At 55.7% G+C, this 23,012-nt stretch carries 18 protein-coding genes, 1 pseudogene and 1 riboswitch; of the genes and pseudogenes, 1 reads left to right on the forward strand and 18 read right to left on the reverse strand.

What is annotated here, in order from left to right:
• The 13 genes from ACUVSA_RS10380 to ACUVSA_RS10440 form a co-directional block, all read right to left on the reverse strand.
• Positions 1-508 (reverse strand): MFS transporter (locus ACUVSA_RS10380; protein WP_445894752.1); only part of this gene is annotated, 508 nt, incomplete at its 3' end.
• A 150-nt stretch (positions 509-658) separates the two neighbouring features.
• On the reverse strand, positions 659-2,182 hold the full coding sequence (locus ACUVSA_RS10385; RefSeq protein ID WP_445890999.1) for a carbon-nitrogen hydrolase family protein: 1,524 nt from the start codon (positions 2,180-2,182) through the stop codon (positions 659-661).
• A gap of 331 nt (positions 2,183-2,513) precedes the next feature.
• Positions 2,514-3,527, reverse strand: a complete 1,014-nt coding sequence (locus ACUVSA_RS10390) for a TIM barrel protein (RefSeq protein ID WP_445890998.1) — start codon at positions 3,525-3,527, stop codon at positions 2,514-2,516.
• Between the two features lie 215 nt (positions 3,528-3,742).
• A complete protein-coding gene (locus tag ACUVSA_RS10395) occupies positions 3,743-5,752 on the reverse strand; it encodes a TonB-dependent receptor plug domain-containing protein (protein ID WP_445894753.1) in 2,010 nt (669 codons plus the stop codon).
• Between the two features lie 179 nt (positions 5,753-5,931).
• On the reverse strand, positions 5,932-7,098 hold the full coding sequence (locus tag ACUVSA_RS10400) for an adenosylcobinamide amidohydrolase (protein WP_445894754.1): 1,167 nt from the start codon (positions 7,096-7,098) through the stop codon (positions 5,932-5,934).
• Positions 7,099-7,309: 211 nt separating this feature from the next.
• Positions 7,310-9,043 carry a TonB-dependent receptor gene (locus ACUVSA_RS10405; protein ID WP_445894755.1) on the reverse strand — a complete coding sequence of 578 codons (1,734 nt, stop codon included), beginning with the start codon at positions 9,041-9,043 and terminating at the stop codon, positions 7,310-7,312.
• 346 nt (positions 9,044-9,389) lie between these two features.
• Positions 9,390-10,685 (reverse strand): ABC transporter ATP-binding protein, encoded by a 1,296-nt coding sequence (locus ACUVSA_RS10410; protein WP_445894756.1) that lies wholly within the window; start codon positions 10,683-10,685, stop codon positions 9,390-9,392.
• Positions 10,686-10,711: 26 nt separating this feature from the next.
• Entirely contained in the window at positions 10,712-11,761 is a 1,050-nt protein-coding gene (locus tag ACUVSA_RS10415; RefSeq protein ID WP_445894757.1) for a FecCD family ABC transporter permease, read from the reverse strand.
• On the reverse strand, positions 11,758-12,885 hold the full coding sequence (locus tag ACUVSA_RS10420) for an ABC transporter substrate-binding protein (RefSeq protein WP_445894758.1): 1,128 nt from the start codon (positions 12,883-12,885) through the stop codon (positions 11,758-11,760). The genes ACUVSA_RS10415 and ACUVSA_RS10420 overlap by 4 nt, the downstream gene beginning before the upstream one ends.
• A gap of 45 nt (positions 12,886-12,930) precedes the next feature.
• Entirely contained in the window at positions 12,931-13,749 is an 819-nt protein-coding gene (locus ACUVSA_RS10425) for a hypothetical protein (RefSeq protein WP_445890991.1), read from the reverse strand.
• A gap of 2 nt (positions 13,750-13,751) precedes the next feature.
• Entirely contained in the window at positions 13,752-14,519 is a 768-nt protein-coding gene (gene ccsA / locus ACUVSA_RS10430) for a cytochrome c biogenesis protein CcsA (protein WP_445894759.1), read from the reverse strand.
• Between the two features lie 886 nt (positions 14,520-15,405).
• A riboswitch (cobalamin riboswitch) is annotated at positions 15,406-15,587 on the reverse strand.
• Positions 15,588-16,425: 838 nt separating this feature from the next.
• A complete protein-coding gene (locus ACUVSA_RS10435) occupies positions 16,426-16,839 on the reverse strand; it encodes a DUF2304 domain-containing protein (RefSeq protein WP_445894760.1) in 414 nt (137 codons plus the stop codon).
• Entirely contained in the window at positions 16,836-17,558 is a 723-nt protein-coding gene (locus tag ACUVSA_RS10440; protein ID WP_445890988.1) for a glycosyltransferase family 2 protein, read from the reverse strand. Before ACUVSA_RS10440 ends, ACUVSA_RS10435 begins: the two co-directional genes overlap by 4 nt.
• 477 nt (positions 17,559-18,035) lie before the next feature.
• On the opposite strand from ACUVSA_RS10440, the gene ACUVSA_RS10445 reads away from it, so the two are divergent.
• Positions 18,036-19,184: a glycosyltransferase gene (locus tag ACUVSA_RS10445; protein ID WP_445890987.1), complete on the forward strand. Its 1,149-nt coding sequence runs from the start codon at positions 18,036-18,038 to the stop codon at positions 19,182-19,184.
• Positions 19,185-19,204: 20 nt separating this feature from the next.
• Here ACUVSA_RS10445 and ACUVSA_RS10450 read toward each other — a convergent pair whose 3' ends face one another.
• The 5 genes and pseudogenes from ACUVSA_RS10450 to ACUVSA_RS10470 all read right to left on the reverse strand — a co-directional run bounded on the left by ACUVSA_RS10450 (position 19,205) and on the right by ACUVSA_RS10470 (position 22,965).
• Entirely contained in the window at positions 19,205-19,996 is a 792-nt protein-coding gene (locus ACUVSA_RS10450; RefSeq protein ID WP_445894761.1) for a VWA domain-containing protein, read from the reverse strand.
• Positions 19,997-20,267: 271 nt separating this feature from the next.
• A pseudogene (locus tag ACUVSA_RS10455) lies at positions 20,268-20,585 on the reverse strand (2-oxoacid:acceptor oxidoreductase subunit alpha); the annotation flags it as partial.
• A gap of 19 nt (positions 20,586-20,604) precedes the next feature.
• Positions 20,605-20,742, reverse strand: a complete 138-nt coding sequence (locus ACUVSA_RS10460; RefSeq protein WP_445894762.1) for a 4Fe-4S binding protein — start codon at positions 20,740-20,742, stop codon at positions 20,605-20,607.
• On the reverse strand, positions 20,739-20,849 hold the full coding sequence (locus ACUVSA_RS10465) for a 4Fe-4S dicluster domain-containing protein (protein ID WP_445894782.1): 111 nt from the start codon (positions 20,847-20,849) through the stop codon (positions 20,739-20,741). The genes ACUVSA_RS10460 and ACUVSA_RS10465 overlap by 4 nt, the downstream gene beginning before the upstream one ends.
• Before the next feature lie 694 nt (positions 20,850-21,543).
• A complete protein-coding gene (locus ACUVSA_RS10470) occupies positions 21,544-22,965 on the reverse strand; it encodes a TolC family protein (protein ID WP_445894763.1) in 1,422 nt (473 codons plus the stop codon).
• Positions 22,966-23,012: the final 47 nt, after the last annotated feature.

The raw sequence follows: 23,012 nt of genomic DNA on the forward strand, positions 1-23,012 counted from the left end.
TGGGTATGAACACCATCGCGGCTCCAAGCCCCACAAGAAAACGGCCGGCAAAAGCGGTGGGCAGATTCGGCGCCAAGCCGAAAAGAAGGCTGCCGACCGACGCCACTACGGTAAAGGCGGAAACGGCCTTTCGGGGGCCGATGGAATCGGAGAGAAGCCCTGCGGGAAACTGCATCAAAGCATAACAATAAAAGTAAACAGACCCCAAGAACCCCAAGGATCCGGCGGATGTGCCGAATTCCACGGCCAGCTCTTCCGCCACCACGGAAAGGCTGAGGCGATGGAAATACACAAAAAGATAACCGAGAGCGAGCGTGGCAAAGATGAGCCATCGGTATCGCAACAACTTTTGCTGATCTTCATTGACCACAGTCGAACCTCCACTATGAATGCTTTCCACCTTCCCAGTACCCTGTAAAGTCCGTAGGGTCTGGTTGCAACGGAAAAGAATGGTGGGTGGTGTGTCGAACAGCAGTTTTTCCGCCGACGTGATTTCGAGAATCAACAAGGATCTTGAGAAGGCGCTGTCATGCTTGGCCGATCAGCACCGGGACGAGCCCCACCGCTGCAAGATTGCTGATGGGTGTCAGAAGAAAGTCCGCTACGATGGCCTACTTCGTGACACTCCCGTGCCGTGAGAGACAGATCGCTTCCACAATTAGCAGTCACCGCCGTGCCCCCTCAGCAGGACCTCGAAATCGATGGAGTCCTGGAAATTTCTGGCACGGATCCGCTGTGTGTCCAGCCGAAGGTGGCACATTTCTCCTGATTCGGCCAAGGCCTCGCCCCAACGCTGGTGGCCTTCGGGTGGAGTCCATATCCCAGCCCCCTTTGGCGTGCACAAAGTCACGGCGACACCTTCGAGAGTCCGGACAGCGGCCATCAATCGATCTTCCGGCGTGAATGTCTCGTGATAAGCCACCATGAGGTCGCAACCTTGTTTGGCCGAGGCCACGGCGGTTTCCGGGTGAAGCAAAGCCGCAAACGGAACCATGTGCAAACGGGCCGTGTTGAAATCCATGCGGGAAATTTCTGGGTCCAAATGACTCCTTGTGTCGATTTGACGCGTGACGGTTGGGCCCCTGCCCGATTTGAAGCGGAATACCAATTGACTCGTACCCTTTGCGCTGCAGACCAACACGGCGGTTTTTTTCGATTCAACCCCGCGATGCATCAAGTCCCAGGCTCTATCCGAAAGAGGCGACGACGCCAATAGGTACAAATGCGGATCCTTGACAGATGCCTTTTCGAGGCGACGCAAAAGCGCCTCGGCGGGATCTTCTGCGGGAGAAGGCACGACGCAGCAAAGCTGCAGCATTCCTGGCTGAGGCAGAGAAAGAAATTCTGTCAGGTTTCGAATGGGTCGTAAATTCAAGTAACAATCATGGTATTGTTCGGGCCGTCGTTCAAAGAGCTTTCGCTGACGTATGGATGGGTCCAAGCGGCCCTGGCTGTTCAAAGGGACTTCCACATAAAAGATTCGGGAGGTTGCCTGTCGGCCCTCAAGCAAGCAACTGCCCATGGGATCGTAAACACATGAAGTCGCCTCCCGCAAATCCATACTTCGATCCATTCCTGTGCGGTTGCACGCCGCCAGATAAAGCCCGTTTTCCATGGCCCGCGCCCGCCACAACTGGCGCGGATCGAGACCCGAGGGCGGCCAGTTGGCGGGCACCAGAAGCAAATCGGCATGGCGCAGGGCCGTTACTCGAGGCATCAACCCATAATAAGTATCCGAACAAATAAGAATTCCGACTCTGCCCCAAGGCGTATGAAAGGTGTTGTCTCGCCGAGGGTTACCAGGACACGCCCAGCGGCTTTCGGCGTTAATCTTATCGTAGCGGCAAACAATCTCTCCATGGGTGTCGATGGCCACGGCGCTGTTGGTAAACACCCCGCTGGGAACGTTTTTTAAAGCTAACCCGAGACAGACATACACTCTCAAAGATCGAGCCAGATCGCGAATCGCCGAGACGGTAGGACCATCCAGGGTTTCCACAAAGGGGGCAATGGCCGCTCGGCTGTTGAAGGCGTAGCCGGATGTACACAATTCGGGCGCTACGATCACTTGAGCACCCTCAGCGGCGCTTTGTTGGATCAAGGACAGCAATGTCTTCCGGTTGACATCCGGCCGGCCATGGTGGACATCGAGATGAATGAGTGAAATTTTGAGTTTGTTCATCTGACTCCAACTTCTCTGAGAATACAGTATCACGGCCCCATGGTGGAACTGATCAGCTGGGTGGGGTGCAATCCTGATTGGGTCCAAGGTTTCCACATTCTATTTTGAACTTTATGGCGCATAATGCTGGCGTCCTAGCCCGGTGATTGTTGTCAGCCTGCAGACTGGCATTTCAATGGCGGTGCGCCTATTTGTAAAGCGCTCAAATCATACCCTCAATGGAACGATTCCGGTGCATTGTACACATATCGCGCGAATCGCTTGAGTGAGCTTTGGGTATGCTACCGAGATTTGAGTTTGGTCAGTGTCTTACCGTGGTCCCGGCACTTTGTCACCAATTGTTGGTGCTCGGCCATAAATATCGCATTAAGGCTTTTTTCTGGACTCTTATTTTTTGCTCCCATTGTGGCTTCCCGTCAAAGGTGAACTCGAAGACGACATAAGCTGGGTCGAGCTTTTCTAAAACAGCAGCGATTCGCGGTGTTTCAAAGGCCTCATGTCGGTCGATGCGAGCCACATGCTCTCGGGCACGGTGGAGCCGTTGCCAAAAGGTTTCTGCCCCTTTAAACGGATTCACGAGGCCCAGGCTGTTATGGATATACTTTCCGGACAGGCTCTTGCTCAGATGCAGTGCGTGAATATGACGGGCTGTGTCACCAAGGTCCTTGATAGAGCGCAGTAAAAAATCGACGGCCTGGCGTTCATCCATCAAGGCCGGATTTTTGTTGAGCAGATGCCCGGTGTCCAAAACGATGCCGCAACGTGGATAGTTAACGCGCTGCAAGAGGTAATCGTACTCCTCGGGCGAATCCAGCCGAAAGCTTCCCGGCCACCACAGATTTTCAAATAGGATCAAACCCTTGTACTCCGTGCCGGTCGTGGCTGCATTTACCACTTCGGCACACATGTCCAAAGTGTCGTGGACCGACCATGGGAAACGCCAGTCATAAATATATTCCAGCTCGCAGTGCACAGGGTGAAACACGACATAGGCGCACTCCAGGTGGCGGGCAAGCTCGAGCTGTTGACGGTAGAATGTCGTGATCCAGTCGGCGTCTCGGCCGCCGTAATATTGTTCTACGGTTTGCCAATCTCCAAAAATTTTCAGCAATCGCTGTTGATCTCCGCGCCACAAGGGGGCCAAGATAATGAAAAAGCGCAGGTGCAGGCCCGTAACGATCCTTGTCGGAATAAGCTCGCAAGGATAATCCCCCACCGGATAAAGCTCGAAACCATCAAACCCCCATTGAACCAGAAAGGACCCCGCCTGTTCCCAATCGTTGTGAAACAGGTGCTCTGGTTCTCCGGGGTGGGTGCTAATGTTGAGCAGGCGCTGGATGGTCAAAATTCGACCCCTTTCTGAAGCTTATGGCCGCTCTTAATGGGGGAGCGGCTCCATGCCTGGCGTTCAGAGGAGCGCACGCCGCCGTTAGTGCCAGCGGCGTGCGAGGGTCCGCGCTCACCAGGGCATCCCCACACGCCGTTTTACCCCATACGCCGCGCTTGGGACGTGCTGTCGCAGCATCGCCAATCCCTGTCAGCCGGGCATCCGTCTCACGATTAAAAAGTGTATGAAACGCCGACAAGATAGTTGCGCTTAGGCATAAGGTAGCCGCGCACCCATTCCACGCGGTCGTTGAAAAGGTTCAGGACACTGCCACGCACTTCCCAATGATTCGCAAAACGGTACCGTAGGGTCATATCCCAGAAATTGAAGCTCTCCTTTTTTTCCGTCGTCGCAGGCCATGTGTCCCAATTATCGATCATCTGGGGTCCCACCAGCACATAGCTAAGTTGGGCGCTGAAACCGTTGTATTGCAAATCCAACCCGGATTTGACCTCATAGTCAGATATGTATTTGAGATCCTTATTTGTTTCCTCGTCTTTTTTGGTGGTGTTGAACGTGACATTGGACCATAGTGAGAGTCCCAGCGGCCAGTGAAAGGTTCGACCCATCGCCCACGCCAGATTCAAGTCGAATCCGGCGATCTTTGCGTCTCCACTGTTTCGCCAAGTGACAGCGCGTTGACCGTTAAGCGTGGTGGTTGTTTGCACGATCTTGTCTTTGTAATCCGTATGGAAGTAAGCCGTTCTGAAAGTCAAGAGATCGTGGAAAATATCAAAGCCGATCTCGTAAGTCAGGCTAGTTTCCGGGTCGAGGTCTGGGTTGCCCACATAGGTGACGTTGGTGTTGGTTTTATATTGTGCTGAAAGTTGGTCGGCCGAGGGCGATTTGAAGCCTTGCCCCACGTTGCCTCTGACTCGCAGCAGTTCATCAAGGAACTTGATTCCGATGCCCAATTTGGGAGATGTGTGGTTGTAGGCTTCGTCCTTTTCAACAAAAGAAGCAAAGGTCCCCGTTTTGGGTTTGCGAGTGGTCAGTTCAAAGCGGTCATAGCGGACGGCGCCGACAATGTTCACGCGGTTGTTCCACACATCCAGGGCATCTTGGAGAAAATAGGCCTGAGAGTTGTATTCCATGCCTGGCGTAAAAGGAGCGGCAGGCTGGCCGCCGGAAACACCACTAGATTCCTTTTCCAGTTTTTCCAAATTGAGCCCGAAGACCAGCGTATTCCACGGGGCCGTGTTCCAGGTGAACTGGTGGTCGGTTCCCCAGGTCGTATCGGTATATTTCGTTTGGTCGGATTCTGGATCAGGCGAGCCGTAATTCCAATGGTTGCGGTCCCACAAATGATACCCTAAGGCACGCCAGTGAACCGCCTTGTCAAAGAAGTCCCCATTATACTCGAGGTCTGCATAGCCGTGGCTTTTGTCGTAATTTTGGCGGGCACTCTTAACGTAGCCTCCGTACGTCATGAAGTTGGCCCAGCTCGGATACCCACCCGTCAGATCGGCGTAGTTGCCGCCGAGACGCAGTTCATGATTCGACGTTAAGGCATAACTCAGATTCATGCCAAAGTTTTTTTTGGTTTCCCATGTGTTGTATACAGTTCCGAATTTGGGATCGTCATAGTCGTCGACATCTTCGTAGGAGGTCACGGCATGAAAACGAAACCGCTCATTGACCTCACCTTCCCCGGACACTCGGCCTTTGTAGTAATTAAAGCTCCCGTAGTCCCCGCTTAAGGTCAACGAAGGCTTTCCTTGACCTTTGCGCGTAATCAGGTTGATGACACCACCCATGGCCGCCGAACCATAGAGTGCCGAGGCCGGACCTTTGATCACCTCAATGCGTTCAATGCGATCCACATTCAGCTTGGCGGCATTACCCGTGCCAATACGGTGGCCATCCACCAGAATCAGGACATGGCCCTTGACATCATCGCCGTGGGCATCGGTTCGAAAACCACGCAGCCCCACAGGGCTCAGAAGGCCGTTGTACTTATGGTAATGGCCGGTAATGTATTTTCCGATCAAATCTCCCACGTGGGTGGCACCGGACATTTCAATCTTTTCCCGAGTGATCACTTCCATGGTCACCGGCACGTCCATGATCCTTTCAGTCGTGCGGGTGGCCGTGACCACCACATCCTCCATGGTCTGGATCTTATAGACATCCTCGGCCTCGGACGTCTTCACTGAAACGCCCATCACAGTTGATATCATCATAAAAACTAACAAACGGTTCCATACCATTGTCTTCATCTCTTTCCTCCATCACAGTGGTTATGGAATTAAACAGCCCCTTGTGATACACCTATGTTGTCGACAACCCAATGTCCTCATATATATGCTCACTGTTTTACGAACTGTACTTTCTAGCTTGAAAAGTTTTCATGGTTGGTTTTTTATATGGAATCGCAAAAATGCACCCATTTGTGGCTGAAACCCAAGGCTATTGCGCGGCAGACCAAGTCCACAAAGGCTTTGTTGTTTATGTCTGTCTTAGCTGGAGCCAAAGTTTGTCGGAAATCGCCCAATTTGTTGAAATCGCCGCACACGGCGCAGGCGATCTGGGCAGCGTAATTGGCCATGACCTCGTTCCAGCAGGCGGCGGGTAAAATCCCCCAGGCGAACTTATCCTTCAGGTGCGCTATGGCCGCTACCGCGGCCACGGTAAGCGGATCGCGCTCGATAACGGTGAAGTTGTGGCGCAGCAACGTGGCTTGATCCGGGCTCAGATGGCGGCAAATCGCCGCAATCATACCTGAGCGGTTGATCCCGAAGCGCTCCAAGTGAATCTTGGCTGAACATTGACCAGCCGGCGTCAGGCGGTTCTGATTGGCGAGGGCCTCTTTGACCGCAGCCAGTACGGTGCGGCCAATGAGTTCCCCCAGCTTCACGTGCTTCCCAGCGCCGGTCAGCGGCTTGGCGTCCGTCTGCTTGGCTGCCAGGACAATTTGATCCGTGCCCGTGCCAGTGGCTGGACCATCGGAGTAGCGCGAATTGACAGCCAGCTCCTGGAGGGCCGCGGTCTTGGCTTCTGTGGCGGTCATGATGGCCTGTACCATGGCCCCGGGAATCAGGGGATGGTTGATGAAGATCATGGTGTTGATGGTGCCGGGCCGGGGCACATCTTCAGCCGGCGGCAATTTTTCAAACCCGTCGGGAGTCTCAAATACGGAGGCGGGATCACCGGCCCGACCGGCATTGGCTTCCACGCCGCCGGTGCACACCACCGCGACCAGCAGGCCGCGGAATCCTTCCTGAGCAAAGGCAGCGTGGTGCATGTTGGCGGCCGTGCCCATGGTGGCGCAGGCCTCGGCTGGAAGCCCGTAAGCATTGCAGATGTGTTGTCGATAGGCCCCTGGGTCATGCCAGAGCCTGGCGGCGTGCTTGTGGTAGTGGCCGCTCGGTTCACAGCTCTGATGATTGTAAACGTATTTCAGATCATGGCGTAGGCCGCCCGCGGCTCGGCAGGTGGAGAGAACCCAGTGCGCTGCCGTGAATTTGGCGTAGATCATTTTATCTTCGCGATGAATTTCCAATCCGTCGTAAGGTTTTTCCACCAGCACCCTCTATCCCTCGCTTTTGCTCATTTCTCCGCTATAAGAATCACGCCCTTTACTTTTCCAGGCGCATGGTGCACACACATCGCGAAAAGCTCGTTTTTGCCCGCACTCCAAGACGCCACCCATGGGAAAGACAATGACATTGAGCAGCAAGCTGTGCTTGAAGGTTTTCTGGCCGACGACGGCCGAAAGGAGAAAGAGCGTTCCGTGCATCCTAGATCTTCCATTCGAGCCCGACCAGCCATGTCAGGGGCGGGGCCAGAAGGCCGTCGGCATAGTAATAGGTTTTATCGAAGATGTTTTTGACCTCTGCAAAGAGGCTCCACCGCTTGAACGCGTACTCGGCCCGCAGGTCGGCGATCACATAGTCTGGGACGGTCTTGGTGTTGGCCTTATTGCGATAGACTGTGGATGAGTACGTTCCCACCGCCACCAGGGAAAGGGGCGAGAAGGGATGCCACAAAAGGGTGAGATTGGAGGTGTGCCGGGCTTTGCCAGGAATCCAGAGTCCGGTGTCCTTGTCCTTGGCTTCCAGATAGGTATAGGCGCCTTTGAACTCGAGTGTTTCCGTCATCTTGAGGCTGAAGGCCCCATCCCACCCCACATAAATGACTTTTCCGAAGTTCTGGTACCAACCGATACCTTTACCGCCCGTCACATAGGTGATGCGGTCGCTCAATAGGTTGAAGAATCCAGTTAAACTAAAGGAAAAGGCCTTGTGAGGCGTGGCGGAAAAGGCTAGGCTAAAATTGTCGGCTTTTTCCATGGTAAGGTTTGGATTGGGCCGGGTTGAACTGGTTTCGTTATAGCGTTGATAAAAGGAGGGAATGTTTTGCGTGCGGCTATAGGACCCGGTCAGCCGCCAGGTTGGTTTCTTGTAAACCGCCTTGATCTCTGGATTCAGAGTGTTGTCAAATACTGAATGATAATTGCCTCGCAATCCAGCGGTCAGGGTGGTGGACACTTCTGGCCAAGCGAGCGTTTGGGCCGCAAACAACGAGGCCCCATATTCCTGCTGATCGTCAAATGAATCCCCTTCGGCCCGGTCCCATGAAAAGGCGGCCCCGCAGATGAGATGACCCCGTTTGCTGGTCTTGAAGGTCGTGGATAGGTCCTGCCCGATTTTGGAGACTCGCAGAGTTCTATCCAAGCCCATACTCTTGTCGGTGTTGTGGGTGTAACCCTCATTGTAGGCCGTCTGAGTCGTCCATCGCCACAGCTCGGCCCGCAGGGCCAAGGCCGCATTACGGCTCTCCTTGCGGGAAAAGGGGGTGGAATATTTGGGCTGTCCCGGCAATCCCCGCTCGTCATGCAGCATATCGGCTGAAAAACCAAAGCCATTGGTGCTCTCATGGGGTGCGTAGTCGACCTTGATTCCGGTCTGCCAGCGCTTCTTATCATTGTTGACATGATAGCCGTCCGTGCCTTCATAACCGCCGTTGACGCCGCCGCTCACCTTGCCGAAGGAGATGCCTGTTGAAGCGTTGACACTGTGCGTGCCGAAATTGCCCGCATAGGTCTTCACCTTTCCGGAAACTTGGCGCTTTCGCCGAGTGGTGATCAGGATGATCCCGCCGCTGGCGTCTTGACCGTAGGCGAGGCCGCCCTTGCCCCTCAAGATTTCGATCCTTTCCACCTCGTCAGGGAAGACCAGATCCCAATTCACACCACCGTGTGTGGAGGTGGGATCATTGATGGGCCGACCGTCCACAAACACCTTGACTTTGAGGGAACCGTGGATGCTCACCGAGGAATCCCCAGCCTTGACCCCGGGGACGTGGTTGAGCACATCGGGCATCTTTAGAGCCTTCATGGCGCGGATCTCTTCAGCGGTGAGCACAATTGTATCGCCCTTATCGTTATGTGGAAGCGTGCTCTCCTGGGCACCAATCGCCAGTGGCGGCAAAAACAACACGAGCAGGCAGGTCAATAAGGGACGCGTTTTCACGAAATCAACTTTCTTCCGGCAAACTCTTGGTCATGATCGATGCAGCCACGAATATTCGTCCACGGCTCATTATCGACCAGGATCTCCCCTTGCATTGCCAAACAGGCGGTGCGCAGCGCCTTCTAATTTTTGTTGCCGGCCTTCCACATCCAGCGATGGATGGCTTTCCGGAGCTTGTCCAGAATGTTCTGCCGTGAGAAGAGATCGACTTGTTGGGGGCGGCAATCTCAACCTTGACGGCAAAAGGTGATGTCCCCCGCAAGGTCTTGCCCGTTGCCATCATCCCACGGTCATGATGATAAAAATTGGTAGACGGCATCTGTGCCATCACAGCTGTCTTCGTTTTTCACGGCAATGTCCATGTCTTTGATTGGACAGTTTGCGGCCCATTGCCTTTCACCGTAAGGTAGGAATCCAATAGATCCACTAACTGACCGGGGCTCTGGCAGCGAACACACCTGGACCCCCCTCGCTCTTCCTCCGGCACGCCCAGCCCGTTGCTGCGCAAGCTGAACACGGTTTTCCCCGAGCGCACGGCTAGTTGTACCAGGGCCAGGTTGGCCTGATTGATGGGCCCTACCTCGAATCCACAGTCGATCACGACATCGGAGCGTTCCAATAGCTGCTTGGCGGCCTCAAGGCTTCGATGATCGATTGATGGTGTAGGGGCCTGGGCTGCGCATTCTGCCCCCAGTGAGCGGGCGACGAAGTAGTCCAGGTCGTTGGTGTGGAGCACGCCCGTGGCGATAGCAAAACCGCGCTTGGCCAGCAGGCGGAACACCTGGGCACCGCTGCCCATCCCAGCCACCACAAAAGCTCGACCGCGACTGCCGTCACCGCGGATTTCAATGCTGCCCAGATGGCGGCTGAAAACGGCGCCCTCGAAATCGTAAAGAGCGGCCACACAAGTGTCAGTAAGAATCTGTTCGGGCGGCCCCCAGGCCCATAGGCCTCCATCCTTGATCAAGGCCACTCGATCGGAGACCTTGGCGGCCACGTCCACGTCATGCAATGAGGCCAACACGGTAATTCTGCGTCTGCGGCAAAGGTCGCGCAGGATGGCCATGACCTCCAAACGATGTTTCAAATCCAGGTGCAAGGTGGGCTCGTCTAACAACAAAAGCTGCGGCTCTTGGGCCAAAGCACGGGCAACCAAAACCTTCTGACGCTCGCCATCACTCAGATCGGTGAAGATTCGCCCGGCCAACCCTTCGGCACGGACCGCAGCAAGGGCGGATTGCACGGCCGCGTGATCATTTGGCCCGAGGCGTCCAAGAAAATCGGTGTAAGGGTAACGTCCCAAAGCCACGAATGCGTAGACAGAGAGAAGCGGCGGAGCCACTTTGTCAGTCAGCACCACGGCCATCACCTGGGCCAACTCGGTGGACGTCATGGCGCGTAAAGGTCGTCCGTGAATGTGGATGCTGCCTGCTAAAGGGGCGAGGTGGCGCGACAGGGTGCGCAGCAGGGTAGTCTTGCCCGCGCCGTTGGGGCCCAGTAAAGTGACGAAATGCCCAGCTTGAAGGCTCAGATTGACCCCGCTGAGCACCGGTTTGTCTTTGTAACCCACAGTCAGGTTCTGGCAGCAGAGGACCTCTGATCGCTTCTCCGGCTCCTTTTGTTGCTCAAGGTGGTTGCTCATGCCAAATTTCCCTTGATTTTCCCGTCTTACATTTCCACCCGGCGCTTGAGGAGCAGGCCGATGACAATGGGCGCTCCGAAAAATGCGGTGATGGCCGACAAGGGTAGCTCCACGGGCGAGAGCAGCATGCGAGCGATTAAGTCGCACAGGCTGGTGACCACCGCGCCGAGCAGGCAGACCCCGGGAATGAGAAGGCGATTATCCGAGGTTTGAAAGATTAGGCGCGCCATGTGAGGCACGGCCAGCCCGATGAAGGCCACGGGCCCTGCCACGGATGTGATCATGCCGGCCAGTGCGCAGGCGCAGAACAGAATCAGGATTCGGAAGCGGCGTATGTTGACCCCCATGGAGGCTGCGTAGCTTTCGCCGAGCAGCAGAGCATTCAGGGGCTTGCTGAGCAGGTAGATCGCCACGAGAACCACACCGCCGAAGATCATGAGGACGCTGATCTCGCTCCATTTGAACCCTGAGAAGCTGCCCAACTGCCAGAGCACGAAGCCTTTGATCCTTTCTTTTTCGGCTAGGGCTGTGAGCACGGCAGTGGCCGCGCCGCACAGGTACCCCATCATCAGGCCCACAATCAGCAGCGTGATGCCGCTCCTTACGCGGGAGGCGACAGCCACCACGATCATCATCACACCGTAGGCGCCGACAAACGCGGCGATAGTGGTCATGAAGGGAGAGAGCACAGTCATGCCCAAGGTCAGGGAGGTGAGCATGACAAAGGAGACCATCAACGTGGCGCCCGAGGAGATGCCCAGAACGAAGGGGCCGACGATGGGGTTGCGGAAGTAGACCTGAAGCAGCAGTCCCGAAACCGCCAAGTAAGCGCCACCCAATACGGCGGCGATGGCCCTGGGTATGCGGATTTTCCAGATAATTTCACCTGTGGTGGCGGTGGTCTTCGGATGGACCACGGCCTGCCAGATCTCAGATGGTGAAAAGGAAACCGAGCCGATGGCGATGTTGAGCAGAATGAAGGCCAAGGTCAACCCGGCAAGGGTAACGAAAACGATGGCCGGGCGGCGCAGGGCTATGGGAGTCGTTATGGCGGTTGTTGGCAACGCGTCGATCATGATCCGGCTCCAGAAGGTACAGTATCCGTGTCGGGCAACTCCACAAAATAACGGTACTGATAACCGGGATAAACTTCGGGGTGAAGAATGGCGGCGATTTCGGTGAGAATTTCATCCAGCCGATCGCCCGATTGATAATAATGGGGCAGAGGGGCATAGACCTTGCCATGGGTAAAAGGCCGGATATTTTTCAGCAAAGGATTAATACGCGCCAAGGCCGCTTTGGAGGTGGCGCCACTGTTCCTGTCGCGGTAAGTGAAAAGTATGTCCGCCTGTTCACCGCTGTAGAGAAAACGCTCCACCGCAATTTCGATACAGGAAGTGCCGTAAACATCGTCGAACAAGTAATCGCTCGTCAAAAGCCCCACCAGCTCACCTACCCAGGCGTTGCCCGGCTCAACCAGCACGCGTTTTTCGTAAATGTCCCCCCACATCACCTTTGGCATCAGTCCTGCCCCGACAGTGCGCTCGCGGATGGCCATCAAGGCGTTGTTGATCCTTTGGAAATAAGCGTCGGCTTCCTTTTCTTTCCCGAAAAAGGGTGCCAAAAATTGCACGAAGCGCATGCGCGCATTGAGGCACATGGCGGTGGGGGTGGAGGTGATAACGCAGGGGATGTTCAGGGTGTCAAGCATGGGAATGATGGCTGGGTCCCAGGTGAGCACCAATTCGGGTTGTTGCTGCTTGAGGCGCTCGAAATCGATACTGGTGCTGTCGCCCAGATAGGCGATTTTGCCTTGGGCCATGCCTTGACGAACTTCAGGAATGAACCAGCCTTCGGCCGGATGGGTCACTCCCACAAGCACATCTTCCAAAACCCCGAGCGCCCGCAGGGTGGACACGTCGAAAAAGCCGTAGGCCACGACGCGTTGAACCGGCGTGCGTACCAACCGCTGGGGTGCCACGTCCTTGGGCGTTGGCGCATCACGGGGCACCAACACCAGAGTGCGGCCGGCTCCGTCGCGCACCTCGGTGCGCACTTCAGATATGCGGTTGATGGTGAATTCACCGATCTGGAGAAACGATCGATGCTCATTGTCGGCGGAATTCCGACATCCGCAGAAAAGGAGCAGGGCTGGCACGATCATCAACGCTGTCTTTCTCCAAATGATTTTATTAAGCATGGTCTTCCTCTGAGATTCCATTTCATATTCGAGTATCGCCGGGCGCTAGACGACGTGAGCTTTTGTCCTTATAAACACCCATTCTGCCAGGTAAACCCCAAGCCCGAAGGTGAAGAGCACAATCCCGGCCAGATACAAGCGAACGCCGGGGTCCTTGCGAAGGCTGACGTCGATGCGATGTCGCATTCCAAAGCCAGCGCTTTGTGTCTCAGGAGCAAAGTCCTTGAGAAAAATGCCATACCCACTGATCCAGACCGGCTGGTTCAAACACAAAACCCTTTCATACGCTTGCCCGTCTTTGATGATCTTCAGATGCGCTCTCGGTTTGAGCACGCGGTTAGTGAATGTCGGCAGTCTTTCACCTTGGTAATACAAGGGATGAAAATCCGTGAAAACAACCCGAACCGTTGTGCTTGGCAATGTCATGGACCCACCGGGCACCAGGGTGCGTGTCTCCAATACGCGGGCGAACAGGTAGCTCGACAAGTACCCGACCAGGATGAGGATCAGGGCATAGTGCATCAGGTGAGGGGCCAGCCTGTAAAACAGCTGGCTTGTGCCCATCTGCGATCCCCGGGCCAACAGAGCCACCAAGCGGTCGGTGGTGCAGACAAATGTGTTCACGCTGAGAAGGGCCATGAGTCCCAACAGGATGAAAAACCACGCCGTGTGCATCAAATTATGGCGACCGTAAGTGTCGATCCAGACCGCGAGGCCCACATCGTTCAATGGCGCGAAAAGGGGGCTACGGCCTCTCAAGCAGAAATAGCCCCAAGCCAAGTCGGCCGACAAAAGCAGGCACAGAACAACGGTCAAGCGGACACTGCGGGCCTGGTGCCAGAGGGTTCGGAAAATTCTATCCATAATTACCAAAGCCATCGAAACGGTCCCAATTCCGGGAGATAGTTCAGGCCCAAAACCACGAGAGCGCCCAGCGCGGCGAACTTCGTTCGGCTGCGAAGAGTCCAGGTGCCGGTTAATTTCAGGTGCAGCAGACAGACATAAAAAAACCAGGTGGCTATCCCCACAGTGATGGCCGGATCATCCCATACCACCGGCGTGCCCCAACCCCGATAAGCCCACAGCTCGCCAGCAAACATGGAAAGGGTCCAGAAAGCAAAACCCCACACGGCCCATCGAAAGTAATGGTGATCATTGAGCGTTGGTCGTTGGGATTTGGCCTGAGCCGTGGAAAACAAGCTCAGCAAAGCCCAGGCTGCAGAGATGAGGAAACACGTCCGGCCTAATGCCCCAAAAATGAGGAATAGGTGGGGCCAAAGGCCCTGCGACTTAACGAAAGGCAGATAAAAATCCTTTGGGAAAAGTACCGCTACCAGGGCCGTACCCAACGACAAAGCCAAAAGGCCACGCCGAATCTCGCCGCTTGGATCTTGTTTTCCGGCGAAAACCCCCATAGTGCCGAGTAAAAACGGCAAAGCGACAGGGGTAAGGTACATTGGCAACATGGGCCAAGCGAGATAATAGCGCAGAACCACGGCGGCGGCGTTGGTCGCAAGGGCGGGCACCAAGAGCAGTGCATACCAGCATCGCCGTGGAAATACTATCGATGCCCAGCAACTAAAAAAATAGAGAACGGCGGCGACTTTTAATAAACTGTGGCTTAAAAGCAGCATCGTTTATCCACTGAGCCTAGGGCGCAACATGCCGCAAAAGCAACAGAGCCGTTTTTTTTCATTCTCATACCCAAGGGCACACAAGGCCTATTTATCTCCCCGAGGTGTCGTTCGTATGCTGAGCGCTATGCTCGCCCATCAGTCTGGCACATCCCGCGAATGGTCCATCGCTGTTGCCCTCGCCCCAGTATGCGGCCTCAGGTGGTTCAAAATTTTTAGGATGGACAAAAGATCCCCTGTGACCACAGATGGTTGCCGTCCTTAGGAGAATCGTTGAAATCCCTCAGGCGTTGCAGCGTCCAATTCCTGAGGCACATGGCCGGTAAACCATGATGAGACCGTGCAAAACCTCTTTGTCTGTTCTCTCCTTGAGGTAAAGAACCAAAACTCAAGCGGCCCCTGGCGGAATCCTCCCTTGAAAGCTTAAACGGGCTAAAAAGTTTTTTTCTCTTAGGGACAAGGGAATAGAGGACACAGTGGGTTGGCCAGGCCGCGAGAACACCGATGAAGCCAAGGTGGCTGTGCGCCGGTCTGTTGCGCCCTAATAACGTTTGGCTCTGAATGCAAAAGCTTTTTTGAGGGTGTTCGCTCCAACGGTGCCGGGGTCGGGTGACCATTAGGGAGGTGACACCTCCGTATTTGAAGGAATGAGACATGCGGGGAGCGCAATTGTGCCTTCCTGCAGTGCTCGTATCCATGTTTTTTTCGTATACGGCCCTGGGAAGCTGGGCTCCGGCAACAATCAGCATTCCATTTTCCCTTTGTTTCAGCGCTTGCCCTTAAAAGGGAAGCCCATAAAAAAATCCCGGATCGATGAAATTCGATCCGGGATGTCCCTTTTTTATCCGCAGATGAACTAATAGGGCACGACCTTATCCGCGAAGCCGTCGGCCTTTGTGTTCAGGCAGGTCTTCTGACTTTCGGATCATCCTACCGGCTGCGTCTTCCCATCCTACGGACAGTGACCTATCGCAGCCTTCGTCCCCGATTACAGCGGCGGGCCCGTCCCCGATTTTCACGGGGTTCCCTTTTAAGCTTGGAACAAGCACCTGAACGATTTTCAATTTACTGAAGAATAAGACCGAGTCAAGAAAAAAGAGCGTTTTTCATGAAAAGATTGTCCATCCTCAAAACTCTTTTAAAATAGTGTGAATGAATACGCGCTTTTACATTTGGCCAAAAGCTCGTCTGCGAAGGCGATCCGAGACCTCTTGTGTGACGAGCCGGTATTCCCGCGACCGTACTTTGGACGGGACAGCCTTCTGGCCGTCCGCGAATTCTCGGACCGCGAGGACACACGCTGTCCGCTCGACCAAGCCAGCCTGTGCATCCGCCATCGGAAGGCATTCTCGGACGGACTTGTTAGGAGGCCGTCCGAAAACGTGCTTTTGCTCCATGGGGCTGCAGCAATTTCATATGGTTACGAAGCCCAAATGGGCCAAAATCGGCATTCTCGGACGATCTCGTTAGGAGCCTGTCTGACAATGCCGATTCTGGCCAGTTTCTGCCCCCGAACTAGGTGAAATTGCTAGATCGCCATGGAGCGAAAACGAGTTCCCGGACGGCTTCGTTAGGAGCTTGTCTGGCAATGGTGTGGCCGCGTTCTTCGCTTGAGGCTGTAGGAGCGCCGAGAGGCGCGATGAAGAATCGCGGCTTGCGCCGCTCGTACCGAAGGCGTTCTTACACACGCTGCTAAGGGTTGTTACGTGGCGCATGCACTAGGGATGAGGTCCTATCCTTAGAGGGCTCTTGGGTGCGTATTCATTCTTCAGATGGGATCGATGGAAGATCCGATTCTTGGGGCAGGCCAGGCATCCTGCGCGCCTCTCAAATCCATTCGCATCTCCATCAAAGACTACGGCGGACCACACTGGCTGTTTGAAAAAGTTTGGGTGGGCCGCTGTCTTCATGGATCGGTTTGTTTGTTTATCTCAGTTTCTTTGTTTGTCTTCGGACCGCAGGCGGAGGCCGTGCACGGGTCGGAAAGCTGGGGACCCATGTCCTTTTGATGCATGGCCATTTCCTGGGCAAGACGTCGAATCTTTTGTTCTAGACGTGTTCGCTCAATGTCCATGGTGAGGGTTTTGACGAGCAGAAGGCCCAAGGCCACCACCAGCAAAAGCACAGGTGGGTAGTGAATGCCCAGGCGCTTTCCGAGGACGTCGATAATCTGGGGCACGAGACCGAGAACGGCCGTGGCGGCGGCGACGCCAATCCACCAGAGCGCATAGCGCACGTGGAGGCGATCCCGCCGAATCAAGAGCAGAATCACCGCCGAAAGACCCAATCCGATCAAGGCGGAAGCCACTCGATAGTTCATGGGGTATAGCGTCCGTTAGATGTGAAAAGGGAAAAATGCCGGGTTTTGGACATGCATAGGGTTCCAGAGTAGAGCAGATACCACAAAACGCATCCCCATGTGTTGAAAATTCGAGAATGCCCGTTAAGGCGCGTCTGCATGGGAACATCCACTTCAAGAACCGAACAGCCCATTTTGGAAAGAAGAAGAAAAACCCCCATGTCCTGATAATCCAGCAGAGTGGCCGCCGGACTGGCAAGGATTTCCAAAGCCTTTTGGTTGTAAGCTCGAAAGCCCGACGTGAGATCCTCGATTCCCAAGCCGGAAAGACGCCGGAGCACTCTCCAGGCCAAACGGCGAGCCTGAGAGACCCTCTCCACGCATGAGCCCACCGCCACATCCGCTCGACCCGCCATCACCGGGCTTAGAAGATGGGGAAGGGTCGACGGCAGGTGTTGGCCGTCCGCATCCATGGTCACCACATATCGATAGCCGTGACGCAGCGCGTACCGCAACCCGGTTTGCATGGCGCCCCACGCTCCCAGATGAATGGGAAGTCGAAAGACGCGGGCCCCGGCCCTTCGGGCCGCCTCGGCGGTTGCATCGTGGCTCTTGTCGTCCACCACGAGCACATCGGCGATTTTCTGGGCGAGAACACCGCGGACAACAGCGCCGACCGCCGCCTCTTCATTGTGGGCCGGCATGACCACAAGAACTTTTTCGCAACGGTGCTCGATCATGGGAACCCAGGTTGTGAGCCTTTTTGACAAGGCGGCATTTCAGCTTATCCTTTCCGCACCTTGTGGCCTCGTTCAGCGTTCGTGGGATTTCCCTTGCGCCGGTGCCCTACCCCCATGAATCTCTTTGAGCTTATAGGATGTCCGGAATTCGAAGGCAAGCTTTTGATGTGGGGCGTTAGGTTGTTTGAAGAGTGAATCCCAAAGAGGGGTGATTTGGTCTGTCGCGAAGCCAAGAAGAACGGCGAGGATTGGAGGTGATGCCGGGTGCGGTGTTCCCGGTGCGAAAAGATGGCCCCTTGGGCGCTCCCTTAGATCTTTGACAAAATGGCGTCATGGACGCCGTAAGGTCAAAGGCAGGCTTGTGTGGGCAAAATGCACCCGATAAAGTAGAGTCCGTCACGACTGGGCGGGTGGGTGCTCCAGGGGGGTGAAGGGTCGCGACGTGGAGTGCGGGTGTGAAAAGCGCCGGAAAGAGAAATGGTTGAGATACCCAAGGTGCTGCATGTGGGCAAGTATTACCCTCCTTTTAAAGGGGGTATGGAAACCTTTGTGGGCGACTTGGTGAAAGCCCAGAGGCTCTTGGGGCGATGGAAGCCTTTGGTTTTGGCCCATGGACGCCCTCGAAAAGATTCGCCTTTCGGAGTTTGTCTTGTGCCGTCCCTGGGTGAAGTGAGCCATGCGCCGCTGAGCCCCGGGTTTCCTTGGGCACTATATCAGATGATCCGCAGCGAAAGGCCTCGACTCCTGCATCTTCATCTACCCAACACTAGTGCCTTTTGGGCATTGATGCTGCGCTGTGCGCGCCGCCTTCCGTGGGTGGTGCACTGGCACGCGGACGTGGTTCCTTCGAAGATTGACAGGCGTTTGGCTGTGCTGTACCGGCTCTACCAGCCATTGGAAAAGGCGGTGTTGCGACGGGCGGCCGCCGTCATTGCCACATCCCTGGATTACCTGGCGGGCAGCCGCCCCCTGCAGGCGCACAGGCTGAAGTGCCATGTGGTGCCTCTGGGGATCGATCCTGAAAGACTGCCGTCCCCTGATGGGCTTCCCGTCGCCAGGGCCGGGAGCCTCTGGGGTTCTGACCGGAGTCTAAGGGTCCTGGCTGCGGGTCGCCTGAGCTATTATAAGGGCCACGAGGTACTCCTGCGGGCTGCGGCCCGGGTTCCAGGCTGTCGAGTGATCCTTGTGGGGGACGGCGAGCGCCGATCCGCTCTGGAAAAGCTCAGGACCAATCTGGCCCTGACCGACCGGGTGACTCTGGCGGGCTTTCTTCCCGACATGGACCTCTGGGCGCTCATGGCCACCGCCGATCTCTTTTGCCTTCCATCCTTGGAAAAAACGGAAGCCTTTGGCGTGGTGCTTTTAGAAGCTCGGCGTTACGGCGTTCCCGTGGTCGCTTCCGACATCCCCGAATCCGGCGTGGGCTGGGTGGTGCGCACCGCTTCCTGCGGCGCTCTTGTGCCGCCGGGCGACTCGGCTGCCCTAGCCCGTATTTTGTCGCATTTTTCGGAAGATCCCTCACCCTTGCACGCTTTTCGACGCCACATGGCCAGGGGGTTTCCCCAAAAATTTCACATAGGCCGTGTCGCCGAGCGGCTTGCAGCGATCTATGCCCAGTGCGTCTAAGGCACCTTACTGTTTGGGCGTCAACGCCTTAAATTCACCCAGTTGGATGTAAGATCCGCTGTGAAAAAGCCCATCAACTTGATTTCACCGAGCTGTACGTAAGACCCACCGTAATTGTTTAAAAGCACGATTTTGATCCAACGAGCTTTTGTTTCCGGCAAAGGAAAGGTTTGTACCGTCAGCGATATGCTGGGATCTTGGCTTTCCATGCGCGTATTATCGACCGCCACTGAGGCCACTTTTTGAAAACCATCATAGCCGTCGGTCAAAAGAATCACGGCTTTTCTTCCGGCCTTGTCCTCAAAGCTTCGCACGGCCTGCCAGGCGGCATCATACAAAGCGGTGTTGCCTCGTGCCTTGATGGCCCCAATGGCCTTCTTGACGGCCTCCTTGTCTTTCGAGAAGGTTTCGGCCACCTGAACGCGATCGCTGAAGGTCAAGAACATCTTTTCATCTTCGGGTCGCACAAGATCCGCAGAAGAAGACGCTGCGCGGCCGGCCGTTTCGATGGCTCCTTTCATGCTGCCGCTCGTGTCCAAGACCAAAGCCATGGCCATGGAGGGCAGATGGGTTTCCAATGCAAGGGGCGACTGTTCCACTTCATCTTCCGTCACGGCAAAATCCTGACTTTGAAGATTTCGAATCATTTTGCCGGAGCCATCCTGTACGGACACAAAGAGGGTGATCTGAGGAAAGCCCGAGGAATCAATCTGGTTGATGATGACTTCGGAGGAAGACGTGTCCTGAGCGCAGAAAACCGCACAAGGCCGCATCGGCAGGATTGTCAGCACCAATAGGCAGCCGAAGGTCACAAAAAACCTTTGAACGTCTTGTCAAATAATGCGCTCTTTCATGTTCAGCCATCCACGTGTTTTGACCCTGAGAGACCATACAAAGACCGCGTGAGGAAAAGAACCTTAGTGATCTATGGGGCACTATGATTCAGAGGGCCAGCCGCTGCAAGATTTTTCTCAAGTTCCATGACAGCCATGTAACTCATTGAAACGATTTGGCGCCTTCTTTCAGCTTGAGGCTCTGGGAGCGCCGCACGGCGCGATAAGGCATCGCGGCTGGTGCCGCTCCTACTGAAGGTGTTCTCGGACAGGCTCCTAGACCGATGTTTTCCATCATGAGGCTGAATCCCGGCCCCGACGTGGCCGTCATGCTCTTGACCCCGGCACAGGATGCGCCCAGCACGGCGCCCATGGCGGCGATTTCGTCTTCCATCTGAATATACGTGCCCCTCACATCGGGGAGCCGATTGGACATGTGCTCCGCAATTTCCGTGGCCGGTGTGATGGGATAGCCGGAAAAAAAACGGCATCCCGCCGATAGGGCCCCTTCAGCGCAGGCCACATCACCGGCGATAAAATGTTCGCTGGTCCACACCGCTGGCTTCATGGACAAACCTCCCCGCTTTTCAGGATGCGGCCGAGCAATCCCCTGCGGCGCCCTCCCCTCTGGAAGGCTCCGCCGGCAGTTCCATGGAAAAGATGGCCAAATCCGGACAAATGATTTCACAGTAATGGCAGTTGACGCAGGCTTCCGGATGCTTCACTTCGGCGGATGATACCCCTTGGCGTTGAACCGTTTGGATTCCTGCAAAACATCCCGGGGACAAAAGGCAATGCAGTATCCGCAGCCTTTGCAGCGGTCTTCGATGATCTACGCCATGCCCTTGGAGACGTAAATCTCATGGATGTCCAAAGGGGTTCGCCAGAATTTCATAAGAAACCCTCAGCCGTTCGTCGGTACGCCCACGTGCCAAAATGCCCGGCAAGACTTCCCGGGGGATAAGAAAAACGGCACCTTACGGCACCTAAGCTGGGCGCTGGAATCCAGCTTCCAGCATCGTGTCAAGAAAATTTTTTGGCAGCCTCCAGCTCTCAGGCCACACTCTAAGATTTTTTGTATGGGTGTGCGGGAGTCGGGCCTTCGATGACGTCCACGCCACGAGGTCTGCCTGGCACACAGCGCCTGGAAAGAGCTTAGGTCGACGCTGGTCGGGCTTTTTGTCCAAAGGACTCGTTATGAACCCCCGGCTTTTGCTTCTGGGGAATCGACACTTTTGCTGTGATGAGCCATGGAGTCGGCGTGCGTACTTTGCCCTTGAGCCTTTTCCCCTGCGCATGGCAAAGACCGCTGATCTGGCAGGGGTATTCTCGTGCTTTGCGCCATCGGTCTTGGCAAGAGGTGACACCACAGGAAGGTGCAAGAAGTCGGAGCCGACGGGGCAGGCGCTTTTACGGAGCGGCGCAAGGCCAGGTGCTCCTCAGGTTTCCATCGCCATGGACTTTTTGTGGCTTGGCATACAGAATGAAAGGAAAACGCCGCTGAAAAGCCATTCTCGGCCAAAATTCTAGAAACCTTCGAGAATGCGGCCGGTTGCTGAGTGGAGTTTCACCCAGGCGCTTTCCAGAGCAATCCGCGCTTGAGCAAGTTGGCCTTGCGCCTGCACCAAGTCCCGCTGGGCTTGGGTGAGCCGCACAAGAGAAGCTTGTCCAGCGGCGTATTCTTTTTCCACCAGGTCTCGATTTTTTCTGACCAACACGGCGTTTTCCTGCTGCAACCGAAACTGCTCCTGAGCGCCCAGAATCTGCTCGACCGCCGCCTGCACCTCAGAAGCCGCATTGATGGTGCCTTGGCGCAGGGTCTCCTGGGCTTCTCTACGGGACCGGAGCGCTTCACGAACCCGAAAGACGTCTTCTCCGCCTGAAAAGAGGGGCACGACCAGGGCGATGCCCACCGACGAACCGAAATCGTCTCGCGCAAGGCCCGCATCATGAATCCGGGATCCTTCCAGGGTCCCGAAAAGGTTCACCGACGGAAAGAACCGGGATTTGACCGACCCCACGCCGGCCTCAGCAGCTTGCAGGGCGAAACGCGATTGGTCCAAGTCGGGCCGGTGCTTTGTGGCATAGGCCAAGGCATCCTGGATGGAAGGCATCCAAAGCCGTTCCGGGTCGGGTTCGCCAAGGGGGGCCAGGGTTATGGATCGATCGAATGTGCCTTCGGGAAGTCCCATAAGGGCGGCCAGGCCGGTAAGCGCCACGCGCTCTTCTTGATCGGCTTGGATTTTCTGAGCGCGTGCCAGGTTGACCTGCACCTGAAAGGTCAAAACATCGCTTAAAGACCCGGCACCCGCAGCTTCTCTGGCCTGAGCGTCTTTGAGCTGCCTAAGGTTAAAAGCTTCATCGGCTTCCGCAATGGTGCGACGCTGGCGCGCGAGCTGCGCCAGAAAGTAGCTCTCGGCGACGGCGCTGAGCAGAACCCGCTGCGCCTCACGGTAAGCCGCCTGGGAACCCTGTTCGCTGAAGCGGGCGGCGGCTAGAGCGAATTCCCTTTGAAAGCCGTCAAAAAGCGTGAGGGTGGCATTCAGAGCCGCTTGGTAGACGTCTTGAGGACCTGTGGAAAAGACGTTGGAAGTGACGAAAGAAAAACCCGAGGATGGCAAGGCGGGTCTTTGATTTTTCGGTGGGCGCACATGAGTGGCACCGGCTGTTCCTTCCAAGCGCGGCAGGTACCGCGACCAGGCCTGGCGAACCCGCTCATGGGCTTGAGCCGCTCGAGCCAGAGCCGCCTGCAAAGAAGGGTTGTTTTGGAGAGCGAGCCTTTGGGCTGTTTGGAGGTCCAATACAGCCGGCACGGCAGGCGATGGGGCCGGCGTGAAAGCGTCGACGCCCGAAACCAAATCGTGGAGGGGCACGCCGCCGGCATGCAGGTCGATCAAAGGCCAGACCAAAAGGAGGGCCGCCAATGGAAAAATGTGGTGGTGTCGCATGCCTTGCTTTTCCTCAGAAACCTTGGACAACCCTCTCGGGCCGGCCC

Source organism: Desulfosoma sp. (assembly GCF_052743555.1).